We start from the raw sequence: 15,362 nt of genomic DNA on the forward strand, positions 1-15,362 counted from the left end.
CACGATCGTCACGGAGCGGCGGACAACTCCCACCTGGGTGATCCGATCAATTTTCGGCCAAATCCGCCTACCCTCTGGATCCGCGAGGCCGTGTGCGCTATACATCGGATGTCTTGATGGAGTGGTGAGAGGGGAACGTCCGTGCAGTTAGTGCGTCTCGGAGCAGCGGGAGATGAGCGTCCGTTCGTCCGTGCCGGTGACGGTGCGCTGTACGACCTCTCCGGACTGACCGCCGACATCAACGGCGCCTGGCTCGCGGGCGACGGACCGGCCCGCGCGGCCGCGGCGCTCGACGCCGGTGAGCTGCCCGCCGCGGGGCCCGAGGCGGCCGGACTGCGGGTCGGCCCGCCGATCGCCGCGCCCGGCAAGATCGTCTGCATCGGCATGAACTACCGGCGCCACGCCGAGGAAACCGGCGCGACCGTGCCGTCCGAGCCGGTGCTGTTCATGAAGGCCCCCGACGTGATCGTCGGGCCGGACGACGACGTGCTCATCCCGCGCAAGTCCACCAGCACCGACTGGGAGGTGGAACTCGGCGTCGTGATCGGCAAGCAGGCGCGTTACCTCGACAGTGTCGACGACGCGCTGGCCCACGTCGCCGGATACGTGCTGTCGAACGACGTCTCCGAGCGCGAGTTCCAGATCCACCGCGGCGGCCAGTGGGACAAGGGCAAGAACTGCGAGACGTTCAACCCGCTCGGCCCCGTGCTGGTGACCGCCGACGAGGTGGCCGACCCGCAGGCCCTCGGCCTGCGCACCTGGGTCAACGGCAAGAAGGTCCAGGATTCGAAGACCGCCGACATGGTCTTCTCCGTGGCCGAGATCGTGCACTACCTCAGCCAGTTCATGGTGCTGCGCCCCGGCGACCTGATCAACACCGGCACCCCCGAGGGCGTCGCGCTCGGGCAGCCCGAGCCCAAGCCGTACCTGCGCGACGGCGACGTCGTCGAGCTGGAGATCGACGGCCTCGGCCGCCAGCGCCAGACGCTGAGGCAGGCCTGAGATGGCCACGATCGTCGGCATGGAGGTACTCGACGTCCGGTTCCCGACCTCCCGGGAGCTGGACGGCTCGGACGCGATGAACCCCGACCCCGACTACTCGGCCGCGTACGTCGTGCTGCACACCGACGGCGGGCCGGACGGCTACGGGCTCGCGTTCACCATCGGCCGCGGCAACGACGTGCAGGCCGCCGCGATCCGCGCGCTCGCCCCGCATGTGATCGGCCGAGCCGTGCCGGAAGACGCGCAGGGACTCGGCGACCTCTCCCGCGACCTGATCGGCGATTCGCAGTTCCGCTGGCTGGGCCCGGAAAAGGGCGTCGCGCACATGGCGATCGGCGCCGTGGTCAACGCGGCGTGGGACCTCGCCGCGCGCCGCGCCGACCTGCCGCTGTGGAAGTTCGCCGCGAGCATGACGCCCGAAGAGCTGGTTTCGCTCGTCGACTTCCGCTACCTGTCCGACGCGTTGACCGAACAAGAAGCGCTCGAGATCCTGCGCGCCGCCGAGCCCGGCCGGGCCGAGCGGATCGCGAAGCTGGAGGCCGAGGGCTACCGCGCGTACAGCACGTCGCCCGGTTGGCTCGGCTACTCCGACGCGAAGCTGGTGCGGCTGGCCGAGCAGGCCGTGGCGGACGGCTTCGAGATGATCAAGCTGAAGGTCGGTGGCGACGTCGCCGACGACGTCCGGCGGCTGAAGCTGGCCCGCGAGACGGTGGGCCCGGACATCCGCGTCGCCGTCGACGCCAACCAGCGCTGGGACGTCGACACGGCCATCGCGTGGATGACCGAGCTGGCGCCGTTCGACCCGTACTGGATCGAGGAGCCGACCTCGCCCGACGACGTGCTCGGGCACGCCGCCATCGCGAAGGCGCTCGCGCCGATCAAGGTCGCCACCGGCGAGCACGTGCAGAACCGCGTGATGTTCAAGCAGCTGCTGCAGGCCGGCGGCCTCTCGGTGCTCCAGCTCGACGCCGCACGGGTCGGCGGGGTCAACGAGAACCTCGCGATCCTGTTGCTGGCGGCCAAGTTCGGCGTGCCGGTGTGCCCGCACGCCGGTGGTGTCGGGCTCTGCGAGCTGGTGCGGCACCTGTCGATGTTCGACTTCGTGGCCGTGTCCGGCGCCGACGAGGACCGCACCATCGAGTGGGTGGACCACCTGCACGAGCACTTCACCGACCCGGCCGTCGTGCGCGACGGCCGCTACCTCGCCCCGACCGCCCCCGGGTTCTCCGCGCGCATGCACGACGCGACGCTGCGCCGCTTCCGGTTCCCGGACGGTCCAGAGTGGACGGAGACGCCCAGTGAGTGAATTCGAGGGCCTGGTGGCCGCGGTCACCGGAGGTGCCTCGGGGATCGGCCTCGCCACGGCGCAGCTGCTCGCCGCGAAAGGCGCCCGCGTGGCCGTGCTCGACCTCAAGCCCGACGACGTGCCCGAGCCGCTCACCGGCTTCCGCTGCGACGTCGCCTCCGACGCCGAGGTGACGTCCGCGATCGACGCCGTGGCCGAGCGTTTCGGCCGGCTCGACGTGCTGGTGAACAACGCCGGCATCGGCGCGCAGGGCGACGTCACGGCCAACAGCGACGACGAGTGGCACCGCGTGTTCGACGTGAACGTGGTGGGCATGGTCCGCCTGACGCGCGCGGCGCTGCCGCACCTGAAGGCCTCGCCCTCGGCGGTCGTCGTGAACACCTGCTCCATCGCCGCGTGGGCCGGTCTGCCTTCGCGGGCGCTGTACTCGGCGACGAAGGGCGCGGTGCTGTCGCTGACCCTGGCGATGGCGACGGACCACCTGCCGGACCGGGTCCGGGTGAACTGCGTGTGCCCCGGCACCGCGGACACCCCCTGGGTCGGCCGGCTGCTGGACACCGCGTCGGACCCGGCGGCCGAGCGCAGCGCACTCGCCGCGCGTCAGCCGATGGGCCGGCTCGTGACCGCCGGCGAGGTGGCGAACGCGATCGCCTACCTCGCCAGCCCGCTTTCCAGCTCCACCACCGGCACCGCGCTCGCGGTGGACGGCGGCATGTACGGCCTGCGCCCGCGCGGACCCGTGCAGAACTGATCTGCCCACGCTGTCATCAAGGAGGATGCGGTGCGTACGAAGGTGATCCGGCTGGCTGCCGCGGTGGCTGCCTGTGGTTTGGTGCTCGGAGCGTGCGGGTCCACCAAGGACAAACCGGCCGCGCCCGCCGGTGGCGGCGGCGACACGGGCGGCAAGATCGGCGCGACACTGCCGTTGCTGACCTCGCCGTTCTGGCAGGCCTACAACAACTATGTGCCGCAGATGGCGAAACAGCAGGGCCTCGACGTGCTGCCGACGGTGAACGCCGACAGCGACCCGGCCAAGCTGATCACCGACATCGGCACACTGCTCAACCAGGGCGTCAAGGGCCTGATGGTGACGCCGCTCGACTCGGCCGCGATCGTGGCCGGGCTCAAGCAGGCCGAGAACAAGAACGTGCCGGTGGTGGCGGTCGACGTCGCGCCCGAGGGCGGCAAGGTCGCCATGGTGGTGCGCGCGGACAACAAGGCCTACGGCACCAAGGCGTGCGACGAGATCGGCAAGCGCGTCAAGAGCGGCAAGGTCGTGCAGGTGATGGGCGACCTCGCCTCGGTCAACGGCCGTGACCGCTCGGCGGCGTTCCGCGACTGCATGAAGCAGAAGTACCCGGGCGTGCAGGTGCTGGAGATCGCGGCCGAGTGGAAGGCGGACAAGGCGTCTTCCGGCCTCGACAGCCTGCTCACCGCGAACCCGGACATCAAGGGCGTCTACATGCAGGCGGGCGGGGTCTACCTCGCGCCGACCGAGCAGGCGCTCAAGCGCAAGAACCTGTTCTTCCCGGTCGGCGACCCGCGGCACGTGGTGCTGGTCAGCAACGACGGCATCCCGCAGGAGCTGACCGCGATCCGCAACGGCGAGCTCGACGCCACCGTTTCGCAGCCGGCCGACTCCTACGCCAAGTACGGCCTGTACTGGCTGAAGAAGGCGATGGCGGGCGAGACCTTCAAGCCCGGCCCGACCGACCACGACAGCACGATCGTCGAGGTCAGCCCCGGCATCCTGGAGGACCAGCTGCCGGCCCCGGTCGTCACCAAGGACAACGTGGACGACAAGGCGCTGTGGGGCAACAACCTGTGAGCGCGCCCGCTTCGGAGCCGGCCGCGCCGGTAGTGCACGCCGAGGGCGTCGGGAAGCGTTACGGGCCCACCGTGGCGTTGCAGGACGTCAGCCTCACCGTGCACCCCGGCGAGTCCCACGCGCTGGTCGGGCGCAACGGGGCGGGCAAGTCCACGCTCGTTTCGATCCTCACCGGACTGTCCAGGACGGACACCGGCAGCGTCTCGTTCGGCGGCGAGCCGGCGCCCCCACTGTCCAAACAGGACGACTGGAAGGCGCGCGTGGCGTGCGTCTACCAGCACGCCATGGTGGTGCCGCAGCTGACCGTGGCCGAGAACCTGTTCCTCAACCGGCAGGCCAGGGGCGGGTTCGCCATCGGCTGGTCGAAGCTGCGCCGTCAGGCGCGGGAGCTGCTCGACTCGTGGGGGGTCGGCGTGGACGTCGACACCCCCACGGGCGAGCTGTCCGTGGAGGACCGGCAGTTCGTCGAGATCGCGCGGGCGCTGAGCTACGGCGCCCGCTTCATCGTGCTCGACGAGCCGACCGCGCAGCTGGACAGCCAGGCGATCGAGCGGCTGTTCGAGCGCATGCGGCAGATGCAGCGCAGCGGCGTGACGTTCCTGTTCATCTCCCACCACCTGCACGAGGTGTACGAGGTGTGCCAGGCCGTCACGGTGCTGCGCGACGCGAAGCACGTGCTGACCGCGCCGGTCACCGAGGTCACCCGGCCGCAGCTGGTCGACGCCATGACCGGCGACCAGGGCGGCCTGTCCGTCCGCGACGCGGCGACGCGCGACCCGCTCGCCGTGGACGCCGCCGAGGTGCTCACGGTGGAATCGCTGTCCGGTGACGGTTTCCACGACGTCTCGCTCCACCTGCACCGCGGCGAGGTCGTCGGACTGGCCGGCAGCAACGCGAGCGGCAAGCACCAGGTGGCCGAGACCGTCTACGGGCTTCGCGTGCCTTCCGCCGGCACGGTCGCGGTGGACGGCCGGAAGCTGCCGCCCGGTGACATCCCGGCCGCACTGCACGCCGGGATCGGTTGTGTGCCAAGGGATCGCCACCACGAGGGGCTGGTGCTGGAGCACTCCATCATGGACAACACCACGCTGTCCGTGCTGGACCGGCTGGGCCGGGCGGGGTTCGCCTCGCCGCGGGCCCGCCACGCGCTCGGCGCCCGCGCGCTGGGCGACTACGACATCGTGGCGGCCGGGCCGGAGCAGCCGGTTTCGGACCTGTCCGGCGGCAACCAGCAGAAGGTCGTCCTGGCCCGCGCGCTCGCGGGCGACCCGCGGGTGGTCGTGCTGATCAACCCGACTGCGGGTGTGGACGTGAAGTCGAAGGAGGCCCTGCTCGCGGTCGTCGACCGGGTGCGGGCCGAAGGAAAAGCGGTGCTGATCGTCAGCGACGAGCTGGACGACCTGCGCCTGGCGGACCGGGTGCTGGTGCTGCGCGCCGGCGCCGTCGTCGCCGAACACCCGGCCGGCTGGTCCGATGGAGACCTGGTGGCCGACATCGAAGGAGTCGGGATCCATGACTGACCTGATGAGCGATCCCCAGACGGCGCTGCCCCCGCCGCCGGCGAAACGCCGGAAGGCGCTGTGGCTGCGCGAGCTGGCGCTGCTGCCCGCGCTGGTGGTCGTGTTCGTCATCGGCGGGCTGATCAGCGACACGTTCCTCACGTTCGACAACGTGATCAGCATCCTCTCGGCCGCCGCGGCGCTGTCGCTGGTGGTGCTGGGCGAGTCGCTGGTGCTGCTGACCGGCAAGTTCGACCTCTCGCTCGAATCCACCATGGGCATCGCGCCGGCGATCGGCGCGATGCTGGTGATCCCGGCAGCGTCGGCCGGCTTCGGCACGGAGTGGCCCGCCGCGCTCGGCCTGCTCGCGATCCCGGTGGTCGGCGCGCTGATCGGCTTCATCAACGGGTTCCTGATCGTGAAGCTCAAGCTCAACGCGTTCATCGTCACGCTGGCGATGCTCACGGTGCTGCGCGGCACGCAGATCGGCTCCACCAACGGCAAGACGCTGTTCGACCAGCTCGACCCGTTCACGGCGCTGGCCACCACGACGTTCGGCGGGCTGCCGATGTCGGTCTGGCTGGCCGCGCTGCTGTTCCTGCTGTTCGGGCTCGGCCTGCGCTACCACCGCGTCGGGCGCTCGCTGTACGCCATCGGCGGCAACCGCGAGGCCGCGCGCGCCGCGGGCATCCGGGTGGACCGGATCTCGTGGGCGGTGTTCATCGTGGCCGGCGTGCTGGCCGCGATCGGCGGGCTCGCCTACACCGGCTACGTCGGGGCGCTCGGCGCCGACCAGGGTGACGGCCTGATCCTGCAGGTCTTCGCCGCGGCGGTGATCGGCGGCGTCTCGCTCGACGGCGGCAAGGGCACGCTGGTCGGCGCGCTCACCGGCGTCCTGCTGCTGCAGTCGGTGGACAGCCTGCTGCGCATCGCCCAGGTCCCCGCGGAGTGGCTCAAGGCGATCTACGGCGGCATCATCCTGGTCGCGCTGATCATCAGCCGCTACGCCGGCGGCAAGCCGCAGACCTGACCGGCCGTGATCATCCGACCTTCGCCTCGCGCCCTGAAGGCCACCATGAGGGCATCCAGGTCCCTCATGGTGGCCTTCAGGGACAACGGGCGGTCAGGAGGCCGCGGCGGCGGGCTCTTCGGGCTCGGGCTCGGCCGCGTTGTTCTCGGCGGTGTCGCTGGGGGCGAGCGTGCTGCGCAGCCACTGCTCGACCCCCGCGATGTGCACCGTCGCCCAGGACCGCGCCAGCTCCGGCTCGCGCGCGGCGATGGCCTCGTAGATCGCGGAGTGCTGCTCGCGCGTGCGCGCGACGGCGCCCTCCTGCGTCAGCCCGCGCCAGATCCGCGCCCGCGCAGTGGGGCCGGACAGGCTGTCGAGCAGCGAGCACAGCACCGGGTTGCCGGAGCCGTCGGCGATCTTGCGGTGGAACTGGAGGTCGTTGGCGACCAGCGCCTCCACCGTCGGCGAGTCGGCCAGCTCGTCCAGCAGCGCGCCCAGCTCGGCGATGTCCTCCTCGCCCATGTGCAGCGCGGCCAGCGCCGTGGCCGCGGGCTCGAGGATCCGGCGCACGGCGAGGAAGTCGAGCACGGTGTCGTCGCGGTGGAAGTCGACCACGAACGTCATCGCGTCGAGCAACAGGTTCGGCTCCAGGCTGGTCACGTACGTGCCGTCGCCCTGGCGCACGTCGAGCACTCTGATCAGGCACAACGCCTTCACAGCCTCGCGCAGGGAGCTGCGCGAGAGCCCCAGCCGCTGGGCGAGCTCCGCCTCTTTGGGCAGCCGGTCGCCCGGCGCGAGCTCCCCCGAGATGATCATGTCCTTGATCTTGTCGATCGCGACATCGGTGACGGGCATCCAGACCGCCCTCCCTGCAGAGACCTCGGATGTTTCGGTGTGCTGAGCACAGCGTGCCACGTAACTCCCCAGGAGGATCGATGACCCACTCCTCGCCCCCGCACAGCGCCCCCAAAAGAGTGGCCCTGCACACGCGCTTGAAGCCGGGCAGAGAAGCCGAGTACGAGTCGGTGCACGCCGTCATCCCGGACGATCTCGACGCCGCGCTGCGCCGCGCCGGGGTGCGCACGTGGCGGATCTGGCGCGACGGGCTCGACCTGTTCCACTTCGTCGAGGTGGACGATTTCGACGCCATGCGCGCCGCTCTCGCCGACGATCCGGCCGACATCACCTGGCAGGCCCGGATCAACCTGCTGCTGGACGCGGCCGACGGCGGCGCCGACACTTCGTCGGGGCTGCACCAGGTCTGGGAACTGCCGGTTACTGGGCCGTTCGTTGCTAATCCGACGGCAGCCACGGCGGAAACAGGTTCCTCCGAGTAGGTCGGCTGCGGACCGTGTCCGCCTACTTTCGGTCGGATTAGCAAGGAGTGAACGTGAAGCTCTCCCCACTGGGGCTCGGCTGCGCGCAGCTGGGCAACCTCTACCACGCCATCACCGACGAGACGGCCGCCGCGACCGTGAACCGGGCCTGGGCCGAAGGCATCCGCTACTTCGACACCGCGCCGCACTACGGGCTCGGGCTCTCGGAACGGCGGCTCGGCGCGGCGCTCGCGTCGTACCCGCGTGACGAGTACGTGCTGTCCACCAAGGTCGGCCGGGTGCTGGAGCCGACTGCCGCCGCGCCCGGCGAGCGTGACGACCAGGGCTTCGACGTGCCCGCCACCTACCGCCGCCGCTGGGACTTCAGCCGCGACGGGATCCTGCGCTCGATCGAGGACAGCCTGACCCGGCTCGGCCTCGACCGCGTCGACATCGCCTACGTGCACGACCCGGACGAGCATTTCGACGAGGCCGTCGACGGCGCCTTCCCGGCGTTGCTGGAACTGCGGGAGCAGGGCGTGGTCCGGGCGATCGGCGCGGGCATGAACCAGGCGCCGATGCTGGCCGAGTTCGTCCGCCGCTTCGACCTCGACCACGTGCTGATGGCCGGCCGCTACACGCTGCTGAACCAGCCGGCGCTCGACGAGCTGCTGCCGCTGTGCCTCGACCGCGGGATCGGCGTGGTGGCGGGCGGCGTGTTCAACGGCGGCATCCTCGCCACCGCGGAGCCCGGGGAGATCTACGACTACACGACGGCGCCCGCGGAGCTGGTCGAGAAAGCGCGCCGGATCGCGGAGGTCTGCGCGCGCCACGGCGTCGAGCTGCCGCAGGCCGCGCTCGCCCTGCCCGCCGCGCACCCCGCCGTGGTCTCGGTGGTGGTCGGCGCGCACGGTCCCGAGCAGGTCGCGCTCAACGTCCGGCGGGCGTCCGCGCCGGTTCCGGCCGTACTGTGGACCGACCTCGCCGACGCCGGCCTGCTGCGGCCCGAAGCCGTCGCCGGCCACCCCGTCACCTCCGGAGGACCGCAGTGATCGACGCGCACCACCACCTCTGGGACCCGGCGCGGCGCGACTACCCGTGGCTGGCGGGCGCGGCGCTGGACCCGATCCGCCATCCGTACACAGTGGACGATCTTCGTACGGTGACGCGCGCCGCGGGCGTGCACGCGACGGTGCTCGTCCAGACCCTGTCGGACCAGGGGGAGACCGAGGAGTTCCTCGCCACCGCGGCGGCGGAGCCGGTGATCGCGGGGGTCGTCGGCTGGGTGGACCTCACCGCGCCCGACGTCGCCGACCAGCTGGCGCGCTTGGCCTCGCTGGGCCCACTCGTCGGCATCCGGCACCAGGTCGAGAACGAGGCGGACCCGGACTGGCTGCTGCGCGAGGACGTGCTGCGCGGGCTCGCGGCGGTCGGCGCCGCCGGGCTGGTCTACGACCTGCTCGTGGCGCCGGCACAGGTGGCCGCCGCGGTGAAGGTGGCGGAGCGGCTGCCGGAGCTGAAGCTGGTGCTGGACCACGCCGCGAAGCCGCCGATCGCGGCGGGGGAGTGGCAGCCGTGGGCCGACGGGATCGCGGCGCTCGGCGAGCGGGAGAACGCGCACTGCAAGCTGTCCGGGCTCGTCACCGAGGCGGACTGGGCGCAGTGGCAGGTCGGGCACCTGCGCCGGTACGCGGACCACGTGTTCGGGTCCTTCGGCGCGCGGCGGGTGATGTTCGGGTCCGACTGGCCGGTGTGCGAACTGGCGGCGGCCTACGAGGTGGTGCTCGACGCGGCGGTGTCGCTCACGGGATCGCTGACGGACCCGGAGCGGCTGGAAGTCTTCGAGCACACGGCGAAACGGGTCTACGCACTGTCCTGAACGGGGGCCGCCCGGGTCGCGGGCGGCCACCACCGTCAGAGGTCTTGGCCCTGGGCCATCTCGCGCAGCTTGCTCAGCGCGCGGTGCTGGGTGACGCGGACGTTGCCGGGGGAGATGCCGAGGGTCTCGGCGGTTTCGGCGGCGCTGAGGCCGACGATGATCCGCAGCGTGAGGATTTCCTGCTGGACCGGCGCGAGCCGGGTGACCAGCTCGCTGAGGCGGGCGCCGAGGTCGAGGTTCAGCGCGTGGGACTCGGGCTCGTTGCCGACCAGCGGCCGTTCGGGCAGCTCGGGTACGGGGTCGGAGCGGTCGCGGGCGACGGCGCGGTAGGCGTCGGCGACCTTGTTGGCCGCGATCGCGTGCACCAGGTAGAGGAAGGAGCCGCCGCGGTCCTGGTAGTCGGGCAGGGCCTTGAGCACGGCCATGCAGACGTCCTGGGCCACGTCGTCGGCGGAGAGGTAGGACAGGTCGCGCCCGCCCATTCGCGCCCGGCAGTACCGGGCGACGGTGGGACGGAGCACGTGCAGCAGGTCGTCGATCGCGCGCTGGTCGCCGCGGCCCGCGGCGCGGACCATCGGGTCGAGGTCTTCTTTCGAGAGCCGTCCGCTGGCTCGCGGTAGCGTCTCGGGGCTCGTATAACCCGGTACATCAGGCTCCGCGGTGCGAGCCATCTTCGGCGGTGCTGTCATGGTCGTCTCCCCGGCGACCTCACGACCACCGAGGCCGGAAGGTCAACACTCCGTGATGTTGTGATTGCGGCTTACTCCGTATGGTGAAAGGAAGCCACGCCCGTTGCGACGCTCTGTAACCCTAGGCGGCAGCGGGGGCGACAGTCCAGATTTCAACTACGAATACCCCGTTAGCAGGAGTGGTCTTGATGTAAACGAGACCAGGCCCACGCGCGGTGGTTGTTTTGCGCCGTGAAATGTGCGGATCCAGGGGGTGTTGTGTCACTGCGCGTGAGGTCGGTGTAGCACAACAGAGCGTGGCCGCCGCTGATCTAGGCCAAATGGGGAACCGCTGACCGGCCCAGGGGAGGTCTGCGCTCCGGGGCGTCGGCGTTCGGTCCCGCGGTGTTCAGTCCTGCTGGGCGGTGGCCGGCTCGCGGCGGGCGAAGACCCACCAGCGGAGCAGGGCGAACCGGGCGATGCCGCCGACGAAGCTGGCGGCCAGCAGGGTGCCGGTCTCTTCCCAGGCCGTCGGGTCGCTCACCAGCGAGTCGACGAGGGCCAGCACGATCGAGCCGTACCCGGCGTAGAAGGCGAACGTCAGCAGGTCCTGCAGGTGCCGTTTGCCGGCGTTGCTCTGACGGCCAGCGAAGGTGACGCGGCGGTGGAACTCGGTGTTGCCGACCGTGGTCAGCGCGATCGCGGCCAGATTCGCCCACTGGGAGCCGAATTCGGGGCGCAGCACCAGGAAGAGGACGGCCTGCAGCCCGGTCGTGATGCCGCCGGCGAGGAGGTACCACGCCGCGTGCCCGCCGAGTTCGTGGTGGCGGTGCGGGGCGCCTTCGACAATGTGGTGCCCGGGCGTCCACCTGGTGGTGGTCATGATGAAAACGCTACCTCCGTTTCACAAACTTGTGAACCTGATGAACCTGATGAAGATTTGTGATCCCGGCGACAGCCCTACGCACGAGCAGCACCTCGCCGAGGAGCAGCCCGACGTCCAGCTTTCGCCGGTGCCGGCCCGGCCCGTCGCCGCGACCCCGGCGGAAGAGCTGGACGGCTCGATCGAAGACGCGCCCGCCGATGTCGCGGGCGGTGCCGTCGCCGACGCGATCCGTGACACTCGCTTGACCCGCGAGACCTTTGGCTTGACCCGCGAGACCCCTTGACCGGAGCCCTGGTTTTCAAACGTCTTTGTGACCCGGTCAACGCGGATTTCCGGGCTGCTGCGCCGGATGGCCGCTCACGCTGCGCCGCCGGACGGCCGCCTTTAGCGTGATATTCCATCGCATCCGACCGCGACGAAGGGAAGGCCGAAAGATGCTGACCGTGACCGAAGCCGCCGCCGAGGCGATCACCGCGCTGACGGCACAACAGGGCGCCGAAGAGAGCGGGCTGCGGTTCGCCCTCCAGAGCATGGAGAACGAAGGCGCGCAGCTGGCCCTCTCCGTGGCCCCCGCGCCCGAAGACGGCGACCGCGTGGTGGGCACCGACAACGGTGCCAAGGTGTTCCTGGAACCCCAGGCCGCCGCGCTCCTGGACGACAAGGTCCTGGACGTGCAGCAGGACGAGACGGGCGACGTCGCGTTCGCGGTGCTGCCGCAGCAGTCCCTTTAGCGGACTACTGGGGGATATTTCCCGGGATGGTTGTCCACAGCTCTGTTCGGCAGCACTGTTCGGCAGCACTGTTCAGTTGTGGACAACGCCTCCGGTCGTTCCAGCGTCGTCCTGAGCGGATCCTTACGCCCTCGTTGAGCAGACCTTCGCCGCCTCGGCGATCACTTCGGCGAGCGCGGCGGGCTGGGACAGGAAGGGCGAGTGCGAGGACTCGAGTTCGGTCACGACGGTCGGGGAAGCCGAAACGGCGTCGATCTCCTTGATCAGACGGTGTTGCACCGCCAGTGGGATGGCGTTGTCCCGGGTGCAGGTCACGTATGAGTGCGGGATGCTGCCGTAGCGCTCCGCGGTGACGGTCAGCTGCTCGGCCGGGACCCCGATCGGGCCGTCCGGGCTGAGCAGGGCGATCGCGGCGTCCGCGGTGCGGTCGTCGACGTCGGCGTAGAAGGCGTTCTTGATCTCGTCGCGCCGGGCCGGGTCGCCGAAGTCGATGCGGACCGCGCCGACCACCGCCGGGTCGGCGACGATCAGCTTGGCCAGTTTGTCGCTGTCGTTCTCCGGGCACGTGGCGTAGTAGCCGCCCGGCCCGCCGCCCGCCGGCACGATCGCGGCCACGTAGACCAGCCCGGCCACGAGTTCCGGGGCGAGCTCCGCCATCGCCGTCGCGATCACCCCGCCGTTGCTGTGCGCGACCACGAGACACGGCCGGCCGCCGCCGATCGTGCGTACCTGGTCGGCGAGGAGAGCTGCCGCGGACGAGGCGGTGACGTCCGCGACCGGTGACGGTTCGGTGGCGAACGCCGCCGCGTCGAACGGCCGCGCCGTGCTGGCGCGCGGTGCGGGACCGCGCAGCCCGTGCCCTTCGCAATCGACCGCGACCGACTGGATCCCCCGGCCGGCCAGGTGCTCGGCCACCAGGCTCCAGCACCAGCTGCCGTGCCAGAAACCGTGCACCAGCACGACGGGCGGGGAGTCGCTCATTCTTTTCCTCACGCAGCTGGTCCGGCGCCGGGCACCTGTTCACCGGCAGGTTATCGCCGGTGCGGCCGACCTTCGCCAGATCAGGGACAAACGGGCAGACCCCGCCCCGGCATCAGCGCATCGGCATCAAACAGAGCGGCACCAGCACATCGCTACCAGCACAGCTGCTGGAGATTCAGCGGCGGCCGGCCCACTCGCGGACCAGCTCGCCGGCGCGGGCGCGCAACAGCTCGGCCGCGTGCGAGCGGGCGTGGTCGAGCGACGGCGCGTGGTCGATGAGGGCGCTGCTGCCCACCACGCCCAGCCCGGACAGCCGGTCGGCGTCCAGCTGGATGCGCCCGGCCAGCACCATCAGCGGCACGGCCGCGCGGCGGGCCCTGGCCGCGATCCCCGCGGGGGCCTTGCCGGCCAGGCTCTGCTCGTCCAGCGAGCCCTCGCCGGTGATCACCAGGTCCGCGCCGATCAGCGCGGTGTCCACGCCGGTCAGCTCGGCGATCAGGTCGAAGCCCGACTCCACGGACCCGCCCAGCCCCGCGATGGCGCCCGCCGCGATGCCACCGCCGGCGCCCGCGCCCGGCAGGTTCGAGACGTCGGGCGCGCCCGCGTTCGCCAGTGCTTCCGCCCAGCGTCCGAGCGCGGCGTCCAGCGCGGCGACCTCACCAGGTCCGGCGCCCTTCTGCGGCCCGAACACCGCCGCGGCCCCGTCCGGGCCGAGCAGCGGGTTCGTCACGTCCGTGGCGACGGACACCGGCACCGTCCCCAGCCGTTCGAGCGCCGGGCCCAGCTCCGCCTTCGCGACGCGGGAAAGCGTCCCGCCGCCCAGCCCGATGGGGGAGTCGAACGCGTCCAGGACCCCCGCGCCGAGCGCCGCCAGCATGCCCGCGCCGCCGTCGGTGCTCGCGGTGCCGCCGACGGTCAGCACGAGCCGTCGGGCACCGTGCACCAGCGCGTCGGCCAGCAGTTCGCCGACGCCCCAGGTGTGCGCGGCGAGCGCGGTTTCCGGCGTCGGCGTCACGAATTCGATGCCGCACGCGCGCGCCGACTCGACGTACGCCGTGCCGTCGAGCACGACGTAACGAGCGTCGACAGGCTCCTCCAACGGCCCCCGCACGGACAGCCGCACGATCCGGCCGCCCGCGTTCTCCAGCACCTCGAGCGTGCCCTCGCCGCCGTCGGCGACCGGGCAGGCGGCGATGTCGGCGTCCGGCAACGCGTCGCGCACACCCAGCGCGATGGCGTCGGCCGCCTCGACCGCGGTCAGGCTGCCCTTGAACTTGTCCGGCGCGATGACAACACGGGTCAAGGCCGTACCTCCGTCAGCGGGTCGTCCCCGGCGAGCACCGAGGTCACGTTCCGCGCGGCCAGCACGGCCATCGCGGTCCTGGTCTCCACGGTCGCCGACCCCAGGTGCGGGGTCAGCACCACGTCCTCACGGCCGGGCAGCCGCGGCTCGACGTCCGGCTCGGCCTCGAACACGTCGAGCGCCGCGCCCGCGATCTCGCCCGCTTCCAGCGCGTCGGCCAGCGCGGACTCGTCGACGACCGGGCCGCGCGTGGTGTTCACCAGGTAGGCGCCGGGTTTCATCGCGCGCAGCGCGCGGGCGTCGATCAGGTGGCGCGTCTCCGGCGTCAGCGGGCAGTGCAGCGAGACGAAGTCCGACCGTCGCAGCAGCTCGTCGAACGACACGAACTCGCCGTCGAAGTCCGGCTTCGCCGACCGTCCCGAGTAGACGGTCCGCAGTCCGAACGCCGCCGCCCGCTGCGCCACCGCGCGGCCGATCTGCCCGAGCCCGACGATGCCGAGCGTCTTGCCCTGCAGCCCCGAGCCGAGCAGGAAACCGAGGTGGAACGACCACGGCGTGCGCGCGCGGACCAGCCGCTCGCCTTCACCGAGCCGCCGCGTGACGGCCAGCAGCAGGCCGAACGCCAGGTCCGCCGTCGCGTCGGTGAGCACACCCGGGGTGTTGGTGACGGTGACGCCGCGGGCGGCCAGCGCGGCCACGTCGACGTTGTCATAACCCACCGCGACGTTCGCGACGACCTTCAGCCCCGGCCCCGCGGCTTCGGCCACTGACCCGTCGATCCGGTCGTGCAGCATCGAAACCACCGCCGAAGCGCCCGCCACGAACTCCCGCAGCTCTTCGGGCGTCAGCGGCCGGTCGGCGTCGGACAGCTTCACGTCGCCCGCTTCGGCGAGCACCTTAAGCGCCTCGTCCGGGATCCAGCGGGTGACGGCGATGGTCGGGCGAGCGGGCATG

17 protein-coding genes are annotated in these 15,362 nt (G+C 71.4%); 11 read left to right on the plus strand and 6 right to left on the minus strand.

Translation table 11 applies throughout. The features are described from left to right. Window positions 1-141 precede the first annotated feature (141 nt). The 6 genes from OG943_RS46875 to OG943_RS46900 are packed head-to-tail and all read left to right on the plus strand — an operon-like array spanning window position 142 to window position 6,665. Window positions 142-1,002, plus strand: a complete 861-nt coding sequence (locus OG943_RS46875; protein WP_328607319.1) for a fumarylacetoacetate hydrolase family protein — start codon at window positions 142-144, stop codon at window positions 1,000-1,002. 1 nt (window position 1,003) lies between these two features. Further along, window positions 1,004-2,308, plus strand: coding sequence for an enolase C-terminal domain-like protein (locus tag OG943_RS46880; RefSeq protein WP_328607320.1), 1,305 nt, complete (start codon window positions 1,004-1,006; stop codon window positions 2,306-2,308). Then, complete coding sequence (locus tag OG943_RS46885) at window positions 2,301-3,059, plus strand: SDR family NAD(P)-dependent oxidoreductase (RefSeq protein ID WP_328607321.1); 759 nt, start codon at window positions 2,301-2,303, stop codon at window positions 3,057-3,059. The genes OG943_RS46880 and OG943_RS46885 overlap by 8 nt, the downstream gene beginning before the upstream one ends. A gap of 30 nt (window positions 3,060-3,089) precedes the next feature. Further along, window positions 3,090-4,136: a sugar ABC transporter substrate-binding protein gene (locus tag OG943_RS46890; RefSeq protein ID WP_442874668.1), complete on the plus strand. Its 1,047-nt coding sequence runs from the start codon at window positions 3,090-3,092 to the stop codon at window positions 4,134-4,136. Continuing rightward, window positions 4,133-5,656, plus strand: a complete 1,524-nt coding sequence (locus OG943_RS46895) for a sugar ABC transporter ATP-binding protein (RefSeq protein WP_328607322.1) — start codon at window positions 4,133-4,135, stop codon at window positions 5,654-5,656. Before OG943_RS46890 ends, OG943_RS46895 begins: the two co-directional genes overlap by 4 nt. Continuing rightward, complete coding sequence (locus OG943_RS46900; protein ID WP_328607323.1) at window positions 5,649-6,665, plus strand: ABC transporter permease; 1,017 nt, start codon at window positions 5,649-5,651, stop codon at window positions 6,663-6,665. The genes OG943_RS46895 and OG943_RS46900 overlap by 8 nt, the downstream gene beginning before the upstream one ends. A gap of 93 nt (window positions 6,666-6,758) precedes the next feature. On the opposite strand, the gene OG943_RS46905 is transcribed toward OG943_RS46900, so the two are convergent. Continuing rightward, window positions 6,759-7,499, minus strand: coding sequence for a FadR/GntR family transcriptional regulator (locus OG943_RS46905; RefSeq protein ID WP_328607324.1), 741 nt, complete (start codon window positions 7,497-7,499; stop codon window positions 6,759-6,761). An 80-nt stretch (window positions 7,500-7,579) separates the two neighbouring features. Here OG943_RS46905 and OG943_RS46910 point away from each other — a divergent pair, with 80 nt between their 5' ends. Genes OG943_RS46910 through OG943_RS46920 form a run of 3 tightly spaced genes read left to right on the plus strand, consistent with a single transcriptional unit; the run spans window position 7,580 to window position 9,839 of the window. Beyond that, window positions 7,580-7,981 carry an L-rhamnose mutarotase gene (locus OG943_RS46910; RefSeq protein ID WP_328607325.1) on the plus strand — a complete coding sequence of 134 codons (402 nt, stop codon included), beginning with the start codon at window positions 7,580-7,582 and terminating at the stop codon, window positions 7,979-7,981. 47 nt (window positions 7,982-8,028) lie between these two features. Beyond that, window positions 8,029-9,012, plus strand: a complete 984-nt coding sequence (locus tag OG943_RS46915; protein ID WP_328607326.1) for an aldo/keto reductase — start codon at window positions 8,029-8,031, stop codon at window positions 9,010-9,012. Continuing rightward, the gene (locus tag OG943_RS46920) at window positions 9,009-9,839 is read left to right on the plus strand and encodes an amidohydrolase family protein (RefSeq protein ID WP_328607327.1); all 831 of its coding nucleotides are present in this window, start codon (window positions 9,009-9,011) and stop codon (window positions 9,837-9,839) included. The genes OG943_RS46915 and OG943_RS46920 overlap by 4 nt, the downstream gene beginning before the upstream one ends. Window positions 9,840-9,874: 35 nt before the next feature. Here OG943_RS46920 and shbA read toward each other — a convergent pair whose 3' ends face one another. Together shbA and OG943_RS46930 are read right to left on the minus strand one after the other, a co-directional pair. Next, window positions 9,875-10,528, minus strand: a complete 654-nt coding sequence (gene shbA, locus OG943_RS46925) for an RNA polymerase sigma factor ShbA (protein ID WP_442874669.1) — start codon at window positions 10,526-10,528, stop codon at window positions 9,875-9,877. Between the two features lie 388 nt (window positions 10,529-10,916). Further along, window positions 10,917-11,390: a GtrA family protein gene (locus tag OG943_RS46930; protein ID WP_328607328.1), complete on the minus strand. Its 474-nt coding sequence runs from the start codon at window positions 11,388-11,390 to the stop codon at window positions 10,917-10,919. On the opposite strand from OG943_RS46930, the gene OG943_RS46935 reads away from it, so the two are divergent. Beyond that, window positions 11,389-11,676, plus strand: coding sequence for a hypothetical protein (locus OG943_RS46935; RefSeq protein ID WP_328607329.1), 288 nt, complete (start codon window positions 11,389-11,391; stop codon window positions 11,674-11,676). The genes OG943_RS46930 and OG943_RS46935 overlap by 2 nt on opposite strands. A 151-nt stretch (window positions 11,677-11,827) precedes the next feature. Beyond that, complete coding sequence (locus OG943_RS46940; RefSeq protein ID WP_328607330.1) at window positions 11,828-12,124, plus strand: iron-sulfur cluster biosynthesis protein; 297 nt, start codon at window positions 11,828-11,830, stop codon at window positions 12,122-12,124. Window positions 12,125-12,247: 123 nt separating this feature from the next. Here the strand turns inward: OG943_RS46940 and OG943_RS46945 are convergent, their stop codons facing one another. From OG943_RS46945 to OG943_RS46955, 3 genes are all read right to left on the minus strand, one after another. Continuing rightward, window positions 12,248-13,105, minus strand: coding sequence for an alpha/beta fold hydrolase (locus OG943_RS46945; protein ID WP_328607331.1), 858 nt, complete (start codon window positions 13,103-13,105; stop codon window positions 12,248-12,250). Window positions 13,106-13,280: 175 nt separating this feature from the next. Then, window positions 13,281-14,408, minus strand: a complete 1,128-nt coding sequence (locus tag OG943_RS46950; RefSeq protein WP_328607332.1) for a glycerate kinase — start codon at window positions 14,406-14,408, stop codon at window positions 13,281-13,283. Next, entirely contained in the window at window positions 14,405-15,361 is a 957-nt protein-coding gene (locus OG943_RS46955) for a 2-hydroxyacid dehydrogenase (RefSeq protein ID WP_328607333.1), read from the minus strand. Before OG943_RS46955 ends, OG943_RS46950 begins: the two co-directional genes overlap by 4 nt. Window position 15,362: the final 1 nt, after the last annotated feature.

The organism is Amycolatopsis sp. NBC_00345 (genome assembly GCF_036116635.1).
Classification (GTDB): domain Bacteria; phylum Actinomycetota; class Actinomycetes; order Mycobacteriales; family Pseudonocardiaceae; genus Amycolatopsis.

Coding starts and splice junctions, on each gene's coding strand:
- OG943_RS46930 (WP_328607328.1), bottom strand. CDS start 11,390: ATGACCACCACCAGGTGGACGCCCGGGCACCACATTGTCGAAGGCGCC.
- OG943_RS46905 (WP_328607324.1), bottom strand. CDS start 7,499: ATGCCCGTCACCGATGTCGCGATCGACAAGATCAAGGACATGATCATC.
- shbA (WP_442874669.1), bottom strand. CDS start 10,528: ATGACAGCACCGCCGAAGATGGCTCGCACCGCGGAGCCTGATGTACCG.
- OG943_RS46940 (WP_328607330.1), top strand. CDS start 11,828: ATGCTGACCGTGACCGAAGCCGCCGCCGAGGCGATCACCGCGCTGACG.
- OG943_RS46880 (WP_328607320.1), top strand. CDS start 1,004: ATGGCCACGATCGTCGGCATGGAGGTACTCGACGTCCGGTTCCCGACC.
- OG943_RS46945 (WP_328607331.1), bottom strand. CDS start 13,105: ATGAGCGACTCCCCGCCCGTCGTGCTGGTGCACGGTTTCTGGCACGGC.
- OG943_RS46955 (WP_328607333.1), bottom strand. CDS start 15,361: ATGCCCGCTCGCCCGACCATCGCCGTCACCCGCTGGATCCCGGACGAG.
- OG943_RS46910 (WP_328607325.1), top strand. CDS start 7,580: ATGACCCACTCCTCGCCCCCGCACAGCGCCCCCAAAAGAGTGGCCCTG.
- OG943_RS46900 (WP_328607323.1), top strand. CDS start 5,649: ATGACTGACCTGATGAGCGATCCCCAGACGGCGCTGCCCCCGCCGCCG.
- OG943_RS46935 (WP_328607329.1), top strand. CDS start 11,389: ATGATGAAAACGCTACCTCCGTTTCACAAACTTGTGAACCTGATGAAC.